This window comes from Saccharomonospora cyanea NA-134, from assembly GCF_000244975.1.
GTDB lineage: Bacteria > Actinomycetota > Actinomycetes > Mycobacteriales > Pseudonocardiaceae > Saccharomonospora > Saccharomonospora cyanea.
The window spans coordinates 5360953-5374972 of the sequence record NZ_CM001440.1; the positions used below are offsets into that span (position 1 = coordinate 5360953).

Annotated in this window: 17 protein-coding genes; 16 read left to right on the forward strand and 1 reads right to left on the reverse strand. The window is 69.1% G+C overall.

What is annotated here, in order from left to right:
* Window positions 1-16 precede the first annotated feature (16 nt).
* The 11 genes from SACCYDRAFT_RS25115 to SACCYDRAFT_RS25165 all read left to right on the forward strand — a co-directional run bounded on the left by SACCYDRAFT_RS25115 (window position 17) and on the right by SACCYDRAFT_RS25165 (window position 8869).
* The gene (locus SACCYDRAFT_RS25115; protein WP_005460539.1) at window positions 17-997 is read left to right on the forward strand and encodes a hypothetical protein; all 981 of its coding nucleotides are present in this window, start codon (window positions 17-19) and stop codon (window positions 995-997) included.
* 125 nt (window positions 998-1122) lie between these two features.
* Window positions 1123-1455: a 30S ribosomal protein S6 gene (rpsF, locus tag SACCYDRAFT_RS25120; protein ID WP_005460540.1), complete on the forward strand. Its 333-nt coding sequence runs from the start codon at window positions 1123-1125 to the stop codon at window positions 1453-1455.
* 6 nt (window positions 1456-1461) lie between these two features.
* Window positions 1462-1944, forward strand: a complete 483-nt coding sequence (locus tag SACCYDRAFT_RS25125; RefSeq protein ID WP_005460541.1) for a single-stranded DNA-binding protein — start codon at window positions 1462-1464, stop codon at window positions 1942-1944.
* A gap of 55 nt (window positions 1945-1999) precedes the next feature.
* Window positions 2000-2248 (forward strand): 30S ribosomal protein S18, encoded by a 249-nt coding sequence (gene rpsR / locus SACCYDRAFT_RS25130; RefSeq protein WP_005460546.1) that lies wholly within the window; start codon window positions 2000-2002, stop codon window positions 2246-2248.
* 14 nt (window positions 2249-2262) lie between these two features.
* Window positions 2263-2718: a 50S ribosomal protein L9 gene (gene rplI, locus SACCYDRAFT_RS25135; protein WP_005460548.1), complete on the forward strand. Its 456-nt coding sequence runs from the start codon at window positions 2263-2265 to the stop codon at window positions 2716-2718.
* 190 nt (window positions 2719-2908) lie between these two features.
* Window positions 2909-3334 (forward strand): hypothetical protein, encoded by a 426-nt coding sequence (locus SACCYDRAFT_RS25140; protein WP_005460550.1) that lies wholly within the window; start codon window positions 2909-2911, stop codon window positions 3332-3334.
* Window positions 3331-3942 (forward strand): DUF3558 domain-containing protein, encoded by a 612-nt coding sequence (locus tag SACCYDRAFT_RS25145; RefSeq protein ID WP_005460552.1) that lies wholly within the window; start codon window positions 3331-3333, stop codon window positions 3940-3942. The genes SACCYDRAFT_RS25140 and SACCYDRAFT_RS25145 overlap by 4 nt, the downstream gene beginning before the upstream one ends.
* Window positions 3943-3948: 6 nt before the next feature.
* Window positions 3949-5301: a hypothetical protein gene (locus SACCYDRAFT_RS25150; RefSeq protein WP_005460554.1), complete on the forward strand. Its 1353-nt coding sequence runs from the start codon at window positions 3949-3951 to the stop codon at window positions 5299-5301.
* A 43-nt stretch (window positions 5302-5344) separates the two neighbouring features.
* Window positions 5345-6142 (forward strand): ESX secretion-associated protein EspG, encoded by a 798-nt coding sequence (locus tag SACCYDRAFT_RS25155; protein WP_043536914.1) that lies wholly within the window; start codon window positions 5345-5347, stop codon window positions 6140-6142.
* A gap of 437 nt (window positions 6143-6579) precedes the next feature.
* Complete coding sequence (gene dnaB / locus SACCYDRAFT_RS25160) at window positions 6580-7959, forward strand: replicative DNA helicase (RefSeq protein ID WP_005460558.1); 1380 nt, start codon at window positions 6580-6582, stop codon at window positions 7957-7959.
* Between the two features lie 436 nt (window positions 7960-8395).
* A complete protein-coding gene (locus SACCYDRAFT_RS25165) occupies window positions 8396-8869 on the forward strand; it encodes a DUF6194 family protein (RefSeq protein ID WP_005460560.1) in 474 nt (157 codons plus the stop codon).
* A gap of 7 nt (window positions 8870-8876) precedes the next feature.
* Here SACCYDRAFT_RS25165 and SACCYDRAFT_RS25170 read toward each other — a convergent pair whose 3' ends face one another.
* Complete coding sequence (locus SACCYDRAFT_RS25170) at window positions 8877-9254, reverse strand: hypothetical protein (RefSeq protein WP_005460562.1); 378 nt, start codon at window positions 9252-9254, stop codon at window positions 8877-8879.
* Between the two features lie 86 nt (window positions 9255-9340).
* Here SACCYDRAFT_RS25170 and SACCYDRAFT_RS25175 point away from each other — a divergent pair, with 86 nt between their 5' ends.
* The 5 genes from SACCYDRAFT_RS25175 to SACCYDRAFT_RS25195 all read left to right on the forward strand — a co-directional run bounded on the left by SACCYDRAFT_RS25175 (window position 9341) and on the right by SACCYDRAFT_RS25195 (window position 13962).
* Window positions 9341-10114: a dioxygenase family protein gene (locus SACCYDRAFT_RS25175; protein WP_005460570.1), complete on the forward strand. Its 774-nt coding sequence runs from the start codon at window positions 9341-9343 to the stop codon at window positions 10112-10114.
* A gap of 123 nt (window positions 10115-10237) precedes the next feature.
* The gene (locus tag SACCYDRAFT_RS25180; protein WP_005460572.1) at window positions 10238-11419 is read left to right on the forward strand and encodes an AI-2E family transporter; all 1182 of its coding nucleotides are present in this window, start codon (window positions 10238-10240) and stop codon (window positions 11417-11419) included.
* Window positions 11416-12564 (forward strand): MacS family sensor histidine kinase, encoded by a 1149-nt coding sequence (gene macS / locus SACCYDRAFT_RS25185; RefSeq protein WP_005460574.1) that lies wholly within the window; start codon window positions 11416-11418, stop codon window positions 12562-12564. The genes SACCYDRAFT_RS25180 and macS overlap by 4 nt, the downstream gene beginning before the upstream one ends.
* Window positions 12561-13211 (forward strand): response regulator, encoded by a 651-nt coding sequence (locus tag SACCYDRAFT_RS25190; RefSeq protein WP_005460576.1) that lies wholly within the window; start codon window positions 12561-12563, stop codon window positions 13209-13211. The genes macS and SACCYDRAFT_RS25190 overlap by 4 nt, the downstream gene beginning before the upstream one ends.
* 67 nt (window positions 13212-13278) lie before the next feature.
* Window positions 13279-13962: a DUF1707 SHOCT-like domain-containing protein gene (locus SACCYDRAFT_RS25195; protein WP_005460578.1), complete on the forward strand. Its 684-nt coding sequence runs from the start codon at window positions 13279-13281 to the stop codon at window positions 13960-13962.
* Window positions 13963-14020 lie beyond the last annotated feature (58 nt).

A 14020-nucleotide genomic window follows, 5' to 3' on the forward strand; every position in this document is an offset into this window, starting at 1 on the left:
ACAAGGGAGGACATCCGTGCGAATCGGCTCCACCACTCTCACCCGGGTGGCTCGCCGAACGCTCGCCGCCACCACGGCCGCGGCCGTGATCGGTGGTGCGGCGGTCCTCTCCGCGGGCACGGCCTCGGCCGCCACCGTGACGGCGGACAGCTGCACCTCGGTGGTCGGCGGCCGGGTCGGTGACGTCGTGGTCGTGGACGGCGCCGCCGTGTCCGAGCTGGTGCGGCAGGGCGCCGAGGAGGCCAGGACCATCGTGGTCATCCACCACCTCACGATCTGGCCCAACCACCTCGCCAGGGAGATGGAGGACGAACACGTCGAGGTCGGCACCGTTCCCGACCGGCGCACCAGTGCCATCGACGGGGAAGTGATCGGCGCGGCCGTCCGGGACGCGCTGGAGGGCAAGGCCGGTCTCGGCGCCCTGCCCTCCACGCAGGAGACGACGCTCGACACCATCGCCACGCGGGTCGCGCAGGCGTGTTCGATGACCGTCGAAGCCACCAACCACACCGCCCCGAGCGCGTCCAGGCCCTCGAAGGAGAAGCCGTCGGGCGAGGCGGGCGGCTCGGCGGACGACTCCCGCGGCGACGCCCCCGGGTCCGGCACGGTCGGCGGCAGCGATGACGGCCGTCGAGCCTCCCTGCCCGACGGCGGCCTCCAGACCACGGGGGACGTCACGGCCGAGCGCCGCGACTACGGCGGCATCCCGGTCGCCGAGGCACCGGGTGCCGGGATCTCCGTTCCCGAGGACCTGCGTTACGGCCCGGCGAGCGGCCTGCCCGGCGAGTTGACCACACCCAGGTACGGCGTCGTCGACGGCAACACGGGCAACAGCACACACGGGGCGGCCGACGTGCGCGACGCCGGCGAGGCCGACGCGCTCGCCACGCAGGACCGGCAACAGGCGGTGCAGCTCCCGATGTTGCTCGCCGTCGTGGCCCTGGCCGCCGTCACCGCCGGGCTCGTGCGTAGCTGGGTCGTGCGCCGCGCCGCCTGAACCCCGTACTCGCTCGCCGAGGGGCGGAAACGGCCTGGTCACAAACCCCGGTTAGACTCTGTGGTCGACAACCCTCCTGTCACGGACAGTCCGTGACCGCTCAAGCCCGTAGGAGGTGAGTGGTTGTGTCACGCCATTACGAGGTCATGGTGATCCTCGACCCGTCGCTCGACGAGCGCACCGTCTCGCCGACTCTGGAGAACTTCCTCCAGGTCATCCGCTCGTCTGGTGGCAACGTCGAGAAGGTGGACGTGTGGGGCCGCCGCAGGCTGGCCTACGAGATCGGCAAGCACGCCGAGGGCATCTACGCCGTCCTGGACCTCTACACCGACCCGGACGCGGTGAAGGAACTCGACCGGCAGCTGTCGCTCCAGGAGACCGTGCTGCGCACCAAGGTCGTCCGCAGGCGCGCTCCGCGCGGCGCGAAGAAGGCCGCCAAGGCCGCCGCGAAGGCCTGATAACCGATGGCCGGAGACACCATCATCACTGTGGTCGGCAACCTCACCGCCGACCCCGAACTGCGGTTCACGCCGTCCGGCGCGGCGGTCGCGAACTTCACCGTCGCGTCCACGCCCCGGACCTTCGACCGCCAGACCGGCGAGTGGAAGGACGGCGAGGCGCTGTTCCTGCGCTGCAACATCTGGCGTCAGGCGGCTGAGAACGTCGCCGAGACCCTCACCAGGGGCGCCCGGGTCATCGTGCAGGGCAGGCTCAAGCAGCGGTCGTTCGAGACCAAGGAAGGCGAGAAGCGCACGGTCGTCGAACTCGAGGTCGACGAGATCGGGCCCTCACTGCGCTACGCCACGGCGAAGGTCAACAAGGTCAGCCGAGGCGGCGGAGGCGGCGGCGGCTTCGGCGGCGGCGGTGGCGCTCCGGCCGACGACCCGTGGGGCTCCGCACCTCCGACGGGCGGCTCGGGCGGTTTCTCCGACGAACCGCCGTTCTGACGGCTCGGCAGCCTCGACCCGAACCAACCACACCGACGTTCCCCAGGAGTACATCGTGGCGAAGCCACCAGTTCGCAAGCCGAAGAAGAAGGTCTGCGTGTTCTGCAAGGCCGAGAAGCAGGGTCACCCCGAGCTGATCGACTACAAGGACACCAACATGCTGCGGAAGTACATCTCCGACCGCGGCAAGATCCGTGCGCGCCGGGTCACCGGCAACTGCAGCCAGCACCAGCGCGACATCGCCACCGCGGTGAAGAACTCGCGCGAGATGGCACTGCTGCCCTACACGTCGACGGCTCGCTGAGGAGGAAGTCAGACATGGCGAAGATCATCCTGACGACCGACGTGGCGAACCTCGGCGGCCCCGGCGACATCGTCGAGGTCAAGGACGGCTACGCCCGCAACTACCTGCTGCCGCGTGGCCTCGCCATCACGGCGACGAAGGGCGCGGAGAAGAACATCCGCACCATCCGGCGGGTGCAGGAGGCGCGGCGCATCCGCGACCTGGACCACGCCAAGGAGATCCGCTCCACCCTGGAGGGTCTCGGCACCGTGCAGGTCAAGGGCAAGGCGGCGGAGGGCTCGAAGAAGCTCTTCGGTTCCATCACCGCGGCCGACATCGTCGGCGCGATCTCCTCGGCCGGTGGTCCGAAGCTCGACAAGCGGATCATCGACGCCGGCCAGCACATCAAGACGCTGGGCAAGCACCAGGTCCGGGCCCGCCTGCACCCCGAGGTGACGGTGGACCTGCGGCTGGAGGTCGTCCCCCAGTAAGGACCACATCTGTCCGACGTCGACGGCGGGATCCCGTGCGCGGGATCCCGCCGTTGCCGTTTTGAGACCCGAGGGGGGAACCTGAGCGCCCACCGTCACGTCGGACGTTACGGGCGACAACAGCGCTTGACGTGCTTCTGCCGCCCTGAGCAGACTGCTTCTCACCGCAAGGCGTTGAAGGGGACAGGGCATGGTGCACGTAGCAGTGGACGGCGGCTCCGGGATCGGCAAAGCCGCCGGGGGGATGATCTCGGTCGCGGCACCCGCTGTCGCGGGCGCTCCCGCGCCGAGCAGTGGTGGCTACAAGTTCTCTCGCGAGGAGATCGACGACGTCATCCGCCAGTGGGAGGACCTGCACGGAAAGCTCAACGACGACTACCGGCGGGCGCAGGACATGGCTCTCGTACGGCCGCCGGGTGCCGAGCCCGCAAGCGAGGACTTCACCGCGTGCGCCAACCCTTCGGGCCGCGCTTTCCTGCAGGCGACCCAGAAGATGATGGACTACGTCCAGAAGTACATAGAGGCGCTGCGCAACGCCCGCGACGGCATCACCACCCGCGAGGAACAGTCGCAGGAGGACATCAACAGCGTCGGCTCGGGAGTGATGGAGGTATGAACCGCACGGCCCGCGCCGTCTCGGTACTCGCACTCGTCACCGCCGCGTCCGTGCTGACCGCCTGCGGTGACGACTCCGCGGCGAACCCACCGAGTCTCCCCGGCCCGGCCGAGACACCCGCGTCCTCCACGGCGGGCACCGGAGGCGAGGCTCCGAAGGTGTCGAACCCGCTGGACGCCGCATCCCTCGTGACCGACCCGTGTCAAGCACTCTCGTCGTCCCAGCTCGACCAGCTCGGGCTCACCGAAGGGCAGCCGAGGCCGAACGAAGGGTTGGAAAGCGGCGCCTGTCGCTGGGAGCGCCCCGAAGGAAGCCTGGACTCCGTCGACCTCACGGTCATCGCCGAGAACGGTAACGGTCTGAGCGCCCTCTACGCGGACAAGGAGTCCAACGAGTACTTCGAGCCCACTGAGATCGCTGGGTATCCCGCCGTCTACGCGAGTCTCCTCGACAGCAGGGACTCGGGAATCTGTGACCTGTGGATCGGCGTCAACGAACGCGAAGTTCTCCACGTCATGACAAATCTCGCCTCGACGAAGACCGCCGAGGCGTCGTGCGGGCTGGCCGCCGACGTCGCCGAAGCCGCCATCACCACCCTGGGGGGTTGATCACGAATGCCACTGTTCCTGGTTCCCATCGTGGCCGGTGTCGTGAGCGGTGGCGCCGCCTACGGCGCCATGACGCAGGACGAGGCCGGCGACTACTCGGCGGATGCCGGTGGCCGCCAGCTCAACGCGCACCAGATCTACGAGCAGCTCCGGGCGGGCGACAACGGTAGCTCGCTGATGACCGGCCGGGACTCCGCCTCCACGCTGAAGAACAGCTTCGGCGAGCGGATCGGCGAGATGGACGCCCTGGCCAGCAGGATGGACGAGGCGTGGCAGGGCGATTCCGCCGAGGCCGCCAAGGCCGGAGCCCACCCGCTGAAGCAGTGGCTGGAGGACTCGCAGATCAAGCTGTACGAGAGCGACAACACCATGGCCTCGCAGCTCGACGCCTTCAACACGGTGATGTCGCAGGTGCAGCCGGTGCCCGCCCAGCCGCCGGAGAGCGACTTCCTCAACGACATCACGCCGTGGGAGACCGACACCGACCGGGCCATCCAGCAGTACAACGCGATGGCTCAGGCCAACGTCGAGGCTTACAACGCCTACTACGCGGCCAGCAGCTCCAACGCCCAGTCGATGCCCAACTACAGCACCGTCGACGGCGAGTTCGGTGACGTCGAGGTCGACGGCAGCGGCACCGGCGGTGGTGGCGGTGCCGGTGGCGGCAGTATCGGTGGTGGTCCGTACCCCGGCGGCAGCGTGCCCAGCGGCTCCTACCCCGGCGGCGGGGGCTCCTACCCCGGCGGCGGTGCCGGTGGCGGCAGTATCGGTGGTGGTCCGTACCCCGGCGGCAGCGTGCCCAGCGGCTCCTACCCCGGCGGTGGCGGCTCCTACGCCGGTGGCGGCGGGCCCGGCTACCAGTACACCCCGGGCCAGTACGACGACAGCACGAGCGCCTCGAACTTCACCGTGCCCAAGACGACCGTTCCGGACTTCAGCACCGGTGGCGGGGGCTATTCGCCGAACCTGTCCACCGGAGGTGGCCCCGGTGGCGGCCTCGGTCCGGGTGGTAGCGGCGGTGGCTTCAGCGGCGCCGGCGGCCCGGGCGCGCTCGGTGCCGGCGGTGCGATGGGCGTCGGCGGTGCGATGGGCGCAGCCGGGCCGGGTGCCGCGAGCGGCGCCGCGGCACCGGGCGCCTCGTCGGGACTGGCAGGTCGTGGCGCGATGGGCGGCGCGGCAGCGGCCGGGGCCGGCGCGCGCGGCATGGGAGGTATGCCGATGGGTGCCATGGGCGGAGCCGGCGGCCGGGGCCAGGGAGCCGAGGACGAGGAGCACCAGCGGAAGTACCTGATCGAGGAGGACGGCGACTCCTTGTTCGGCAGCGACGAGCTCACCGCGCCCCCGGTCATCGGCGAGTAGCCCCTCTCGGGGTCCGTCCAGGAAAGAAGGAACGGGAAACACCGTGCTGGAACAGCAGGTGAGCATGTCGACGTCCACCATGCTCACCCTCATTCGCCGCACCGGCGCCGAACCCCACACCGTGCTGGCGAGCACACCGACGTGGGAGGACGAGCGCGGCAGGAAACTGGCCGACGAGCGGGCCGACGCCGAGTTGGCCCGCCTCGGACTGCACGACGGCCGGAGTGTGCACCCCGGACTGACGGCCACGGTGGAAGCGATCGCCCGCCCCGCGTTGGAGTACTACGCGTGGATCAACGGCGGCATCGAGAAGCAGGCCCTCAACTACACGGTGCTGGCGGGGACGGCGTCCGGTGAGGCGTTCGTTCTGGTTCGGAACTCGGACGCGAACACCGTGGCACTCGGGTCCGTCCACCCGAACGAGCTGATGGAGAACTTCGTCGCGCAGTTGCCGAACCTCGGCCCGGGCCGGGGTCATGCCATGCGCGTTTCGAAGAGCGAACTCTCCGGCGGCGCGAAGCAGCGTGAGTTCGACGGCGGCGATTTCTCGGTGATGTCCACCGGGCGGCGCAGCGCGGCGAGCACCGAGGTTGCCGAGATGCGCCGCATCCTCGGACTGCCGAGGCTGGGCGGCGGCAGCCTGTACGTCGCCGCCCGCAACCGCGGCGGCAGGCGGGAGCGTGCCGAACGCCCCGTGAACTACATCGACACCGCGGAGGGCCGCTGGCTCACCGAGGAGGTTCCGGGCAGCGGGGAACCGGCCATCGCCTTCTCGCCGGCTTCTCCACAGCTCCTCGCCGACCGGTTACGTTCCGCACAGAGCCGTCTTCCGGCCACCTGATTTCACCCCACCCGTTCAGCCCAGCGTGTCGTCACGCAACGCTGGGTCATTTTGTCCACAGCTGCGGCCCGGGGCGTCAGACGCTCCGGGCCGCGACACGCCGATGGGTGCTTTTCGCGCGACACGCCGATAATTCCCCCACAAAGTTCTCCACAGGTTATCCACAGGGCCTGAACAGGGCTTTTCTTAAACCGGACACAAGTTGTCCACAGTCTGTCCACAGCTTTCGGCGAGCCTGTGGTTAGTTCGGGCCAGTCATCCCCAAGTTATCCACAGTTCTATCCACAGGCTGGATTGCGATAGTCCTTCCGAGCGATCTAGCGTGCCCGTGCGGACGCGAAACACGGGCCGCGACGCCCGCTCCCCACTCCGTCCTGCTCTAGACTGTCGAACGGGTGTTCGACCATGTGTCGACCTTCCAGGAGGTGCCTGCAGCAGTGGCGATCACCGACGACCGCAGCCCTGCGTTCACTGCCGAGCACGGTGGGTTCGAGCGCCAGCCGCCGCAGGACACGGCGGCGGAGCAGTCGGTGCTCGGCGGCATGCTGCTGTCCAAGGACGCGATCGCCGACGTCGTCGAGGTGCTGCGGCCAGGTGACTTCTACCGTCCCGCCCATCAGGCCGTCTACGACTGCATCCTCGACCTCTACGGACGCGGCGAGCCCGCCGACCCGATCACCGTGTCGGCGGAACTGGAGCGCAGGGGCGAACTGGCGAGGGTCGGCGGCGCACCGTACCTGCACACGCTGATCGCCACCGTGCCCACGGCCGCCAACGCCGGGTACTACGCGAGGATCGTGGCCGAGAAGGCCATCCTGCGCAGGCTCGTGGAAGCGGGCACCCGCATCGTGCAGTACGGCTACGGAGCCGACAGCAGCGACGGCGGTGACGTCAACGAGGTCGTCGACAGGGCACAGTCGGCGATCTACGAGGTCACCGAACGGCGCACCAGCGAGGACTACGTCGCACTGGAGGAACTGCTCCAGCCGACGATGGACGAGATCGACGCGATCGCGTCCCGGGGCGGCGTGTCCCAGGGCATTCCCACGGGGTTCACCGACCTCGACGAGGTGACCAACGGGCTGCACCCGGGCCAGATGATCATCATCGCAGCCCGCCCGGGTGTCGGTAAGTCCACACTCGGACTGGACTTCGCGCGTTCCTGCTCCATCAAGCACGGCATGACCAGCGTGATCTTCTCGCTGGAGATGAGCCGGACCGAGATCGTCATGCGCATGCTCTCGGCGGAGGCGAAGATCAGGCTCGCGGACATGCGCGGTGGCCGCATGACCGACGACGACTGGACGCGGCTGGCCCGCCGGATGAGCGAGATCAGCGAGGCGCCGCTGTTCATCGACGACTCGCCGAACCTGACGATGATGGAGATCCGGGCGAAGGCGCGTCGGCTCAAGCAACGCAACGACCTCAAGCTGATCGTCGTCGACTACATGCAGCTGATGACCTCGGGCAAGCGCGTCGAGTCGAGGCAGCAGGAGGTCTCGGAGTTCTCGCGGCAGTTGAAGCTGCTGGCCAAGGAACTCGAGGTGCCCGTGGTGGCGATCAGCCAGCTCAACCGTGGTCCCGAGCAGCGCACCGACAAGCGCCCGATGCTCGCCGACCTGCGTGAATCCGGATCGCTGGAGCAGGACGCCGACATGGTGATGCTCATCCACCGCCCCGACGCCTGGGAGCGCGACGACCCGCGCGCGGGCGAGGCGGACCTGATCCTGGCCAAGCACCGTGCCGGTCCGACGAGCACCATCAGCGTGGCGCACCAGCTCCACTACAGCCGCTTCACCGACCTCGCCACCGAGTGAGCCGCCTCGCGGGAGCACCTCGGCTCCGGTCGCCGTTCCGGGTCCACAGGCCGCTGCGACGGGAGAAAACCCCGAAGTGGGCAGCCCGCTCTGGTGGGCTGACTTCGTTCTGGCCCAACCGAGGCCGTGACGGCGGAGGCGGCCGTGATCACCGCCCCGCACTCGTCCACCGCCCGCTGGTGCTCCCTCGGGGTCGAAACGCTGCCGTGCCCACGTCCGGAGTCCTTCCCCGCGACGGTGACACGCGCCCCGGCGACGACCTGACCCGGGACTTCTCCCTGTGGGGTGCCCAACGCTGAGAAGCTCGCGGCACGCGGCACTCCGATTTGAGAGTTTTCCGGCATAATCCCAGCACTTTCTCGGAAAAGTCCCAAAAAGCACTTCAATGACACACTTGAAGGGTAGGAAAACCGCTCTTCGAAGGGACTTCTTTCGCATGAATGCCGTGACCGCCGAATCCGTTGTGCGCCACATCGTCGAGTCGTTCGACGGGGTCCACATCGTCGAGAACGCCGGTGACACGTTCTGCTTCTACGGGCCGGACGGCGACGTCGACATCGCTCGCACGCTGCCGTTCGCCACCGTCGTGACAGGTGATCACTACGAAACCGTGTCCCGGCTGGACGCCGACGGCGCGTACCGGCTCAACATCGGGCTCACCAAGGCGAGCTACGTCGAACGGTTCGGACCCGCGCCCACCGAGCGCGACGCGGACGGGGTCCTCGTCACCGAGGCCGACTACACGGCCAGGGACGTGCTCATGCCGCACCCGTTCTACGCGTCGCAGTACTGGGTGGGTGTGGTGAACCCGAGCCCCGCGACGTTCGACCTGGTGCGTCCGCTGCTGGTGGAGGCGTACGAGTTCGCGGTGAGGAAGTACGACAACCGGACCGCGCGAGCCGAGCGCTGAGGACGCCTCACGAGAGCACGATTCCGGCGTCGCACAGGGCCTGCTCCACGCGCAGGCGCTCGACGTCCCGTTCGATGCCCTCGGCGACTTCGTCGAGCTGCTGGGGGACACCGACGGACTCGCACGCCTGCGCGAGCAGGGCGTCGTAGGCGGCGGTCGCGGCTCTGCGCCGGACGACGGGTGTTCCGGGACCGAAGCAGGCGAGTGTCCGACGGACCCGGCGCAGGTCCGCCGCCAGTCGTTCGACGGGCGGGTGGGCCGGCGCCGGAGTCCGTACCCTCCGGCGCCGGAGTGCCGCGAGCCAGCGCGGTACGGCCAGCGCGGCGGAGAAGACCAGCGTGGGGGCCACCACGACGCCGAGGTAGATCAGGACGTTCCCGACCATGCCTCATGGTAGGCGCGGACCGAAGCTGGCGAACAGGTCAGCGCAGCGGTATCATATTTGTTGAAAGTTCAATATTGGGAGCTGTGATGGCCGACCGCATGCCCGTCCTGTACCTCAGCCATGGCGCACCCCCGCTCGCCGACGACCCGACCTGGACGAGGGAACTGGCAGGCTGGTCCGCGGACCTGCCCCGGCCGAAGGCGATCCTCGTCGTGTCCGCGCACTGGGAGGAGGCGCCACTGAGCATCGGGGCCACCACCACCGTGCCGCTCGTCTACGACTTCTGGGGATTCCCCGAGCGGTACTACCGAGTGACCTACCCGGCACCTGGGGCACCCGACCTCGCCGCCAAGGTCGAGCGCCTGCTGCGTAGCACCACCACACCCGTGCACCGCGATCCCACTCGCGGCCTCGACCACGGCGCCTACGTGCCACTCGTCGAGATGTTCCCGTCCGCCGACATCCCGGTGCTCCAGGTCTCGATGCCCTCGCTCGACCCGACCGAGCTGTTCGACCTGGGCCGCAAGCTCGCGCCCCTGCGCGACGAGGGCGTGCTGGTGATCGGCAGCGGTTTCTTCACCCACAACCTGAGCGCGATGCGCACCGGTGTCGACGGACCTCCGCCCTCGTGGTCGGCCGAGTTCGACCACTGGGGCGCGGAGACCCTCGCCGCGGGAGACGTCGACGCCGTGCTCGACTTCGAGAACAAGGCGCCCGGTGCCTCGCTCGCGCACCCGCGCACCGAACACTTCGCGCCGCTGTTCGTCGCGCTCGGCGCGCAGACCACCGGACCCACTCCACGCACGGTGATCGACGGTTACTGGTTCGGCCTGGCGAAACGCTCCTTGCAGCTCGACTGACGTTCCCCGTCATGGCGAGTGAGTCACGACCCCGGCACGAGACGGAACCGATACGGTTGCTTCGTGAGCGAGTCGGTGCACGGAACTGGGGGCCGTAACGGCCGCGGCAAGCGAAAAGGGCCGATGCTGTCCGAGGACACGGACATCACCGGCTGGGTCCCCAAAGGACTACGGGTGAGTGCCGCCCTCTCGTGGCGGTTCCTCGTCGTCGTGGCGGCCCTCTACGTGGTCGCGTGGGTCATCGGTTACCTCTCGTTCGTGGTCGTGCCGGTGGCCATCGCACTGCTGCTCGCCGCGTTGCTCGCGCCCGCGGTGCAACGACTCACGGAGCTGCGGATGCCGAGGCCTCTCGCGGCGGCGGTCGTGCTCATCGGTGGGCTCGGTGCGCTCGGCGGCCTGCTGACGTTCGTGATCACCGAGTTCACGGCGGGCCTGCCCGAACTCCAGGAACAGCTCAACCGCAGCCTCGACCAGGTGGAGGACTGGCTCGTCAACGGGCCGCTCCACCTGCGCGAGACGCAGATAGTGGACTTCGTCAACAACGCGGTGGAGTTCCTCCAGCAGAACCAGGCCAGCATCGCGGACAGCGCACTCACCACGGCGGGCACCGTCGGCGAGATCCTCACCGGCTTCCTGCTGACCCTGTTCGTGCTGATCTTCTTCCTCGTCAACGGCGGAGAGATCTGGAACTTCCTGATGCGCGGGGTGCCCGAACCCGTGCGCGACCGCTTCGACACGGCGGGCCGGCGGGGGTTCGCCTCGCTCGTGAGCTACGTGCGGGCCACAGCGGCCGTGGCCGTCGTCGACGGTGTGGGCATCGGCATCGGCCTGTGGATCGTCGGCGTGCCGCTGGTGTTCCCGCTGGCCACGCTGGTGTTCCTCGGCGCGTTCATCCCCATCGTGGGCGCGGTCGTCACCGGTGCCGTCGCCGTGCTGGTGGCGCTGGTGACCAACGGGTTCGTCACCGCGCTGATCGTGCTCGCCATCGTGGTGGGCGTGATGCAGGTCGAAAGTCACGTGCTGCAACCGCTGCTGCTGGGCAGGGCCGTACGCCTGCACCCGCTGGCCGTCATCCTCGCCATCACGGTGGGCATGACGACGGCGGGCATCCCGGGAGCGCTGCTGTCGGTGCCGCTGCTCGCCGTCCTGAACTCGGGCATCAAGTCGCTGTTGCGCGAGCGCGAGCCGCAGCCGGAGGCCGTCGACGTGCTCGGCGACCCCGACAGTGCCTCCACCGCCTCCATCTCCAAGGACGATCCGGAAGCGGATCCGGAATCCGAACACCGGGAGCCTGACCGGGTATGACCACATCGCCGTCTCTGCGTGATCCGGCGACACCGCTGTGGTACGGCGCCATCGTCCTGCGCTGGGTGACACTCGGTTTCGCCCTCGGTGCGGTCCTGGTGCACCTCGACGGCTACGTCCGTCCCCTGCTGGCGTGGACGGCGTTCGGCTGCATGGCCGCCTGGACCTGCGTGACGAGTCTCGGCTACGCGCGCTGCTGGGGGCGCTCCCCGTGGTTCGTGGTCGGCGACGTGGCCGTCACGTGCGGCATCATGCTCACCTCGCCGTTCGTGCTCTCCGACGCCCAGTACGCCGAGCTCGCTCCGCTGGTGACCACGGTGTGGGCCGCGGTGCCTCCGCTCACGGCCGGGGTGCGGTTCGGTGCCGTCGGCGGCGTCGTGGCGGGGGTGGTCATGACGGCGTGTACGGCCGTGGCGAGGTTGGAGATCAACCTGGACGTGGCGCGTGACGGCGTCCTGCTGACCGCGAGTGGTCTGCTGCTCGGGGTCACGGCCACGACCGCCCGGCGTTCGCAGGCGGCGCTGGCACGCGCCATGCGTACGGAGGCCGCCACGGCCGAGCGCGAACGACTCGCCAGGTCCATCCACGACAGCGTGTTGCAGGTGCTGGCGCGGGTGCGCAGGCGGGGTTCCGAACTCGGGGGTGAGGCGGCCGAGCTCGCCCGGCTCGCCGGTGAGCAGGAGATCGCGCTGCGGGCACTCGTCACCACGGAACCTCCGGGCACCTCGGAGAACGACACGGCCGACCTGCGTTCGGCGCTCCAGCTCCTGTCCACCTCTCGCGTGCAGATCGCAGCGCCCGCGGGAGAGGTCACGATGCCGTCGCACGTCGTCGGCGAGCTCGTCGCGGCCGTCAGGGAAGCACTGTCCAACGTAGACAAACACGGGGGGCCCTCGGCGAAGGCCTGGGTTCTGCTCGAAGACCTGGGGGAGGAGATCGTGTTGACGGTCAGGGACGACGGTCCCGGAATACCGTCCGGAAGGCTCGAACAGGCGCTCGCGGAAGGGCATCTCGGCGTCGCCAAGTCGATCAGAGGGCGGGTCACCGAGCTCGGCGGAACGTGCACGCTCGAGACCGCACCCGGTGAAGGCACCGAATGGGAGCTTCGCGTCCCGAGGCCCAGACCAGGAAGGAGAGCCAGATGACGGTCTCGGTGATGATCGTCGACGATCACCCGATCTGGCGCGACGGTGTCGCCAGGGACCTCACCGAGCACGGCTTCGACGTCAAGGCCACCGCCCCCGACGCCGACGCGGCCACGCGCATCGCGCGGGCCGTGCGACCCGACGTCGTGCTCATGGACATCAACCTCGGCAACACCTCGGGCGTCGACGCGACCAGAGTCATCACCGGCGAACTCCCGGACACCCGGGTGCTGGTGCTGTCGGCCAGCGGAGAGCACAACGACGTCCTCCAGGCCGTGAAGGCCGGAGCCTCGGGCTACCTCGTGAAGTCGGCCTCGGTGGCCGAACTGGTCGACGCCGTGCGCCGGACGTCCGAGGGCGACCCCGTGTTCACGGCGGGTCTGGCGGGCATGGTGCTCGGGGAGTACCGCCGCATGGCCGACGCGCCGACGCCGGGCGATCCGCCGCCCCGGCTCACCGAGCGCGAGACCGAAGTGCTGCGGCTCGTCGCCAAGGGGCTCACGGCCAAGCAGATCGCAGACCGGCTCGTGATCTCGCACCGAACCGTCGAGAACCACGTGCAGTCCACGCTGCGGAAGCTCCAGCTCCACAACCGCGTCGAGCTGGCCCGCTACGCCATCGAGCACGGACTCGACCGCGACGGCTGACGACTCCGGGCCCGTTTCAGGGTTCTCCCTGATCTCGGGAGGGCTTGCGCTGCCTAGCATCGTCGGTGTGAACGAGGAACGGGCTGAGAACGGTCGACCGAACACCGACGACGGCGTGACCGAGGAGCAGCGCAGGCTGCGCGGGCTGCGCGTGTCCGACACGGAGCGCGAACACGTGGTCGAGTTGCTGAAGACGGCGATCGGCCGGGGCATGCTCGACCTGGACGAGTTCAGTGAGCGAGCCGACGTCGCCTACGCCGCGCGTACACGGGGCGAGTTGAACGACGTGCTCATCGACCTGCCCGGGCTGGTGCATCCCGACGCCGTCCCGGCGTTCGGCACCGTCGGCGGCCCGGCGGTCGCGCCCACACCGTACGCGGCCGCGACCGTGGCGACCGGCGAACCGCTCGTCGTCCGCGCGCACGGCTCGACGCTGGTGCGCAGAGGCCACTGGGTCGTTCCCTCGTCGCTGGTGGTGCGCAACCGCTACGCCGACACCCGGCTCGACTTCACCCAGGCGCAGGTGACCAGTGACGTCGTGCGGATCGAACTCGACGTCAAGTGGGGCGGCGTGACCATCGTCGTCCCCGAGCACGCCGGCATCGACCTCAACGAGTTGCACGACATCAAGTGGTCCGCGGTCGGCGACAAGACCCGAGGCAACGCCGGCAGCCCGCGCTACGTCGTCACCGGCCGCCTGCACGGCGGCTCGTTGAGCGTGCGGTATCCGCGCAAGGGACTGTTCTCCTAGCCCCTGGGTCCAGGGTGTTTACGGTGAGTTTCGCGCCATAGTACTCCTGTGAGTGTTG

Bases quoted from the DNA above. Each gene is read 5' to 3' on its own strand.
- rplI (WP_005460548.1), top strand. From the start codon at position 2,263: ATGGCGAAGATCATCCTGACGACCGACGTGGCGAACCTCGGCGGCCCC.
- SACCYDRAFT_RS25125 (WP_005460541.1), top strand. From the start codon at position 1,462: ATGGCCGGAGACACCATCATCACTGTGGTCGGCAACCTCACCGCCGAC.
- SACCYDRAFT_RS25175 (WP_005460570.1), top strand. From the start codon at position 9,341: ATGGCCGACCGCATGCCCGTCCTGTACCTCAGCCATGGCGCACCCCCG.
- macS (WP_005460574.1), top strand. From the start codon at position 11,416: ATGACCACATCGCCGTCTCTGCGTGATCCGGCGACACCGCTGTGGTAC.
- SACCYDRAFT_RS25180 (WP_005460572.1), top strand. From the start codon at position 10,238: ATGCTGTCCGAGGACACGGACATCACCGGCTGGGTCCCCAAAGGACTA.
- SACCYDRAFT_RS25140 (WP_005460550.1), top strand. From the start codon at position 2,909: ATGGTGCACGTAGCAGTGGACGGCGGCTCCGGGATCGGCAAAGCCGCC.
- SACCYDRAFT_RS25150 (WP_005460554.1), top strand. From the start codon at position 3,949: ATGCCACTGTTCCTGGTTCCCATCGTGGCCGGTGTCGTGAGCGGTGGC.
- SACCYDRAFT_RS25165 (WP_005460560.1), top strand. From the start codon at position 8,396: ATGAATGCCGTGACCGCCGAATCCGTTGTGCGCCACATCGTCGAGTCG.
- SACCYDRAFT_RS25145 (WP_005460552.1), top strand. From the start codon at position 3,331: ATGAACCGCACGGCCCGCGCCGTCTCGGTACTCGCACTCGTCACCGCC.
- SACCYDRAFT_RS25170 (WP_005460562.1), bottom strand. From the start codon at position 9,254: ATGGTCGGGAACGTCCTGATCTACCTCGGCGTCGTGGTGGCCCCCACG.
- SACCYDRAFT_RS25190 (WP_005460576.1), top strand. From the start codon at position 12,561: ATGACGGTCTCGGTGATGATCGTCGACGATCACCCGATCTGGCGCGAC.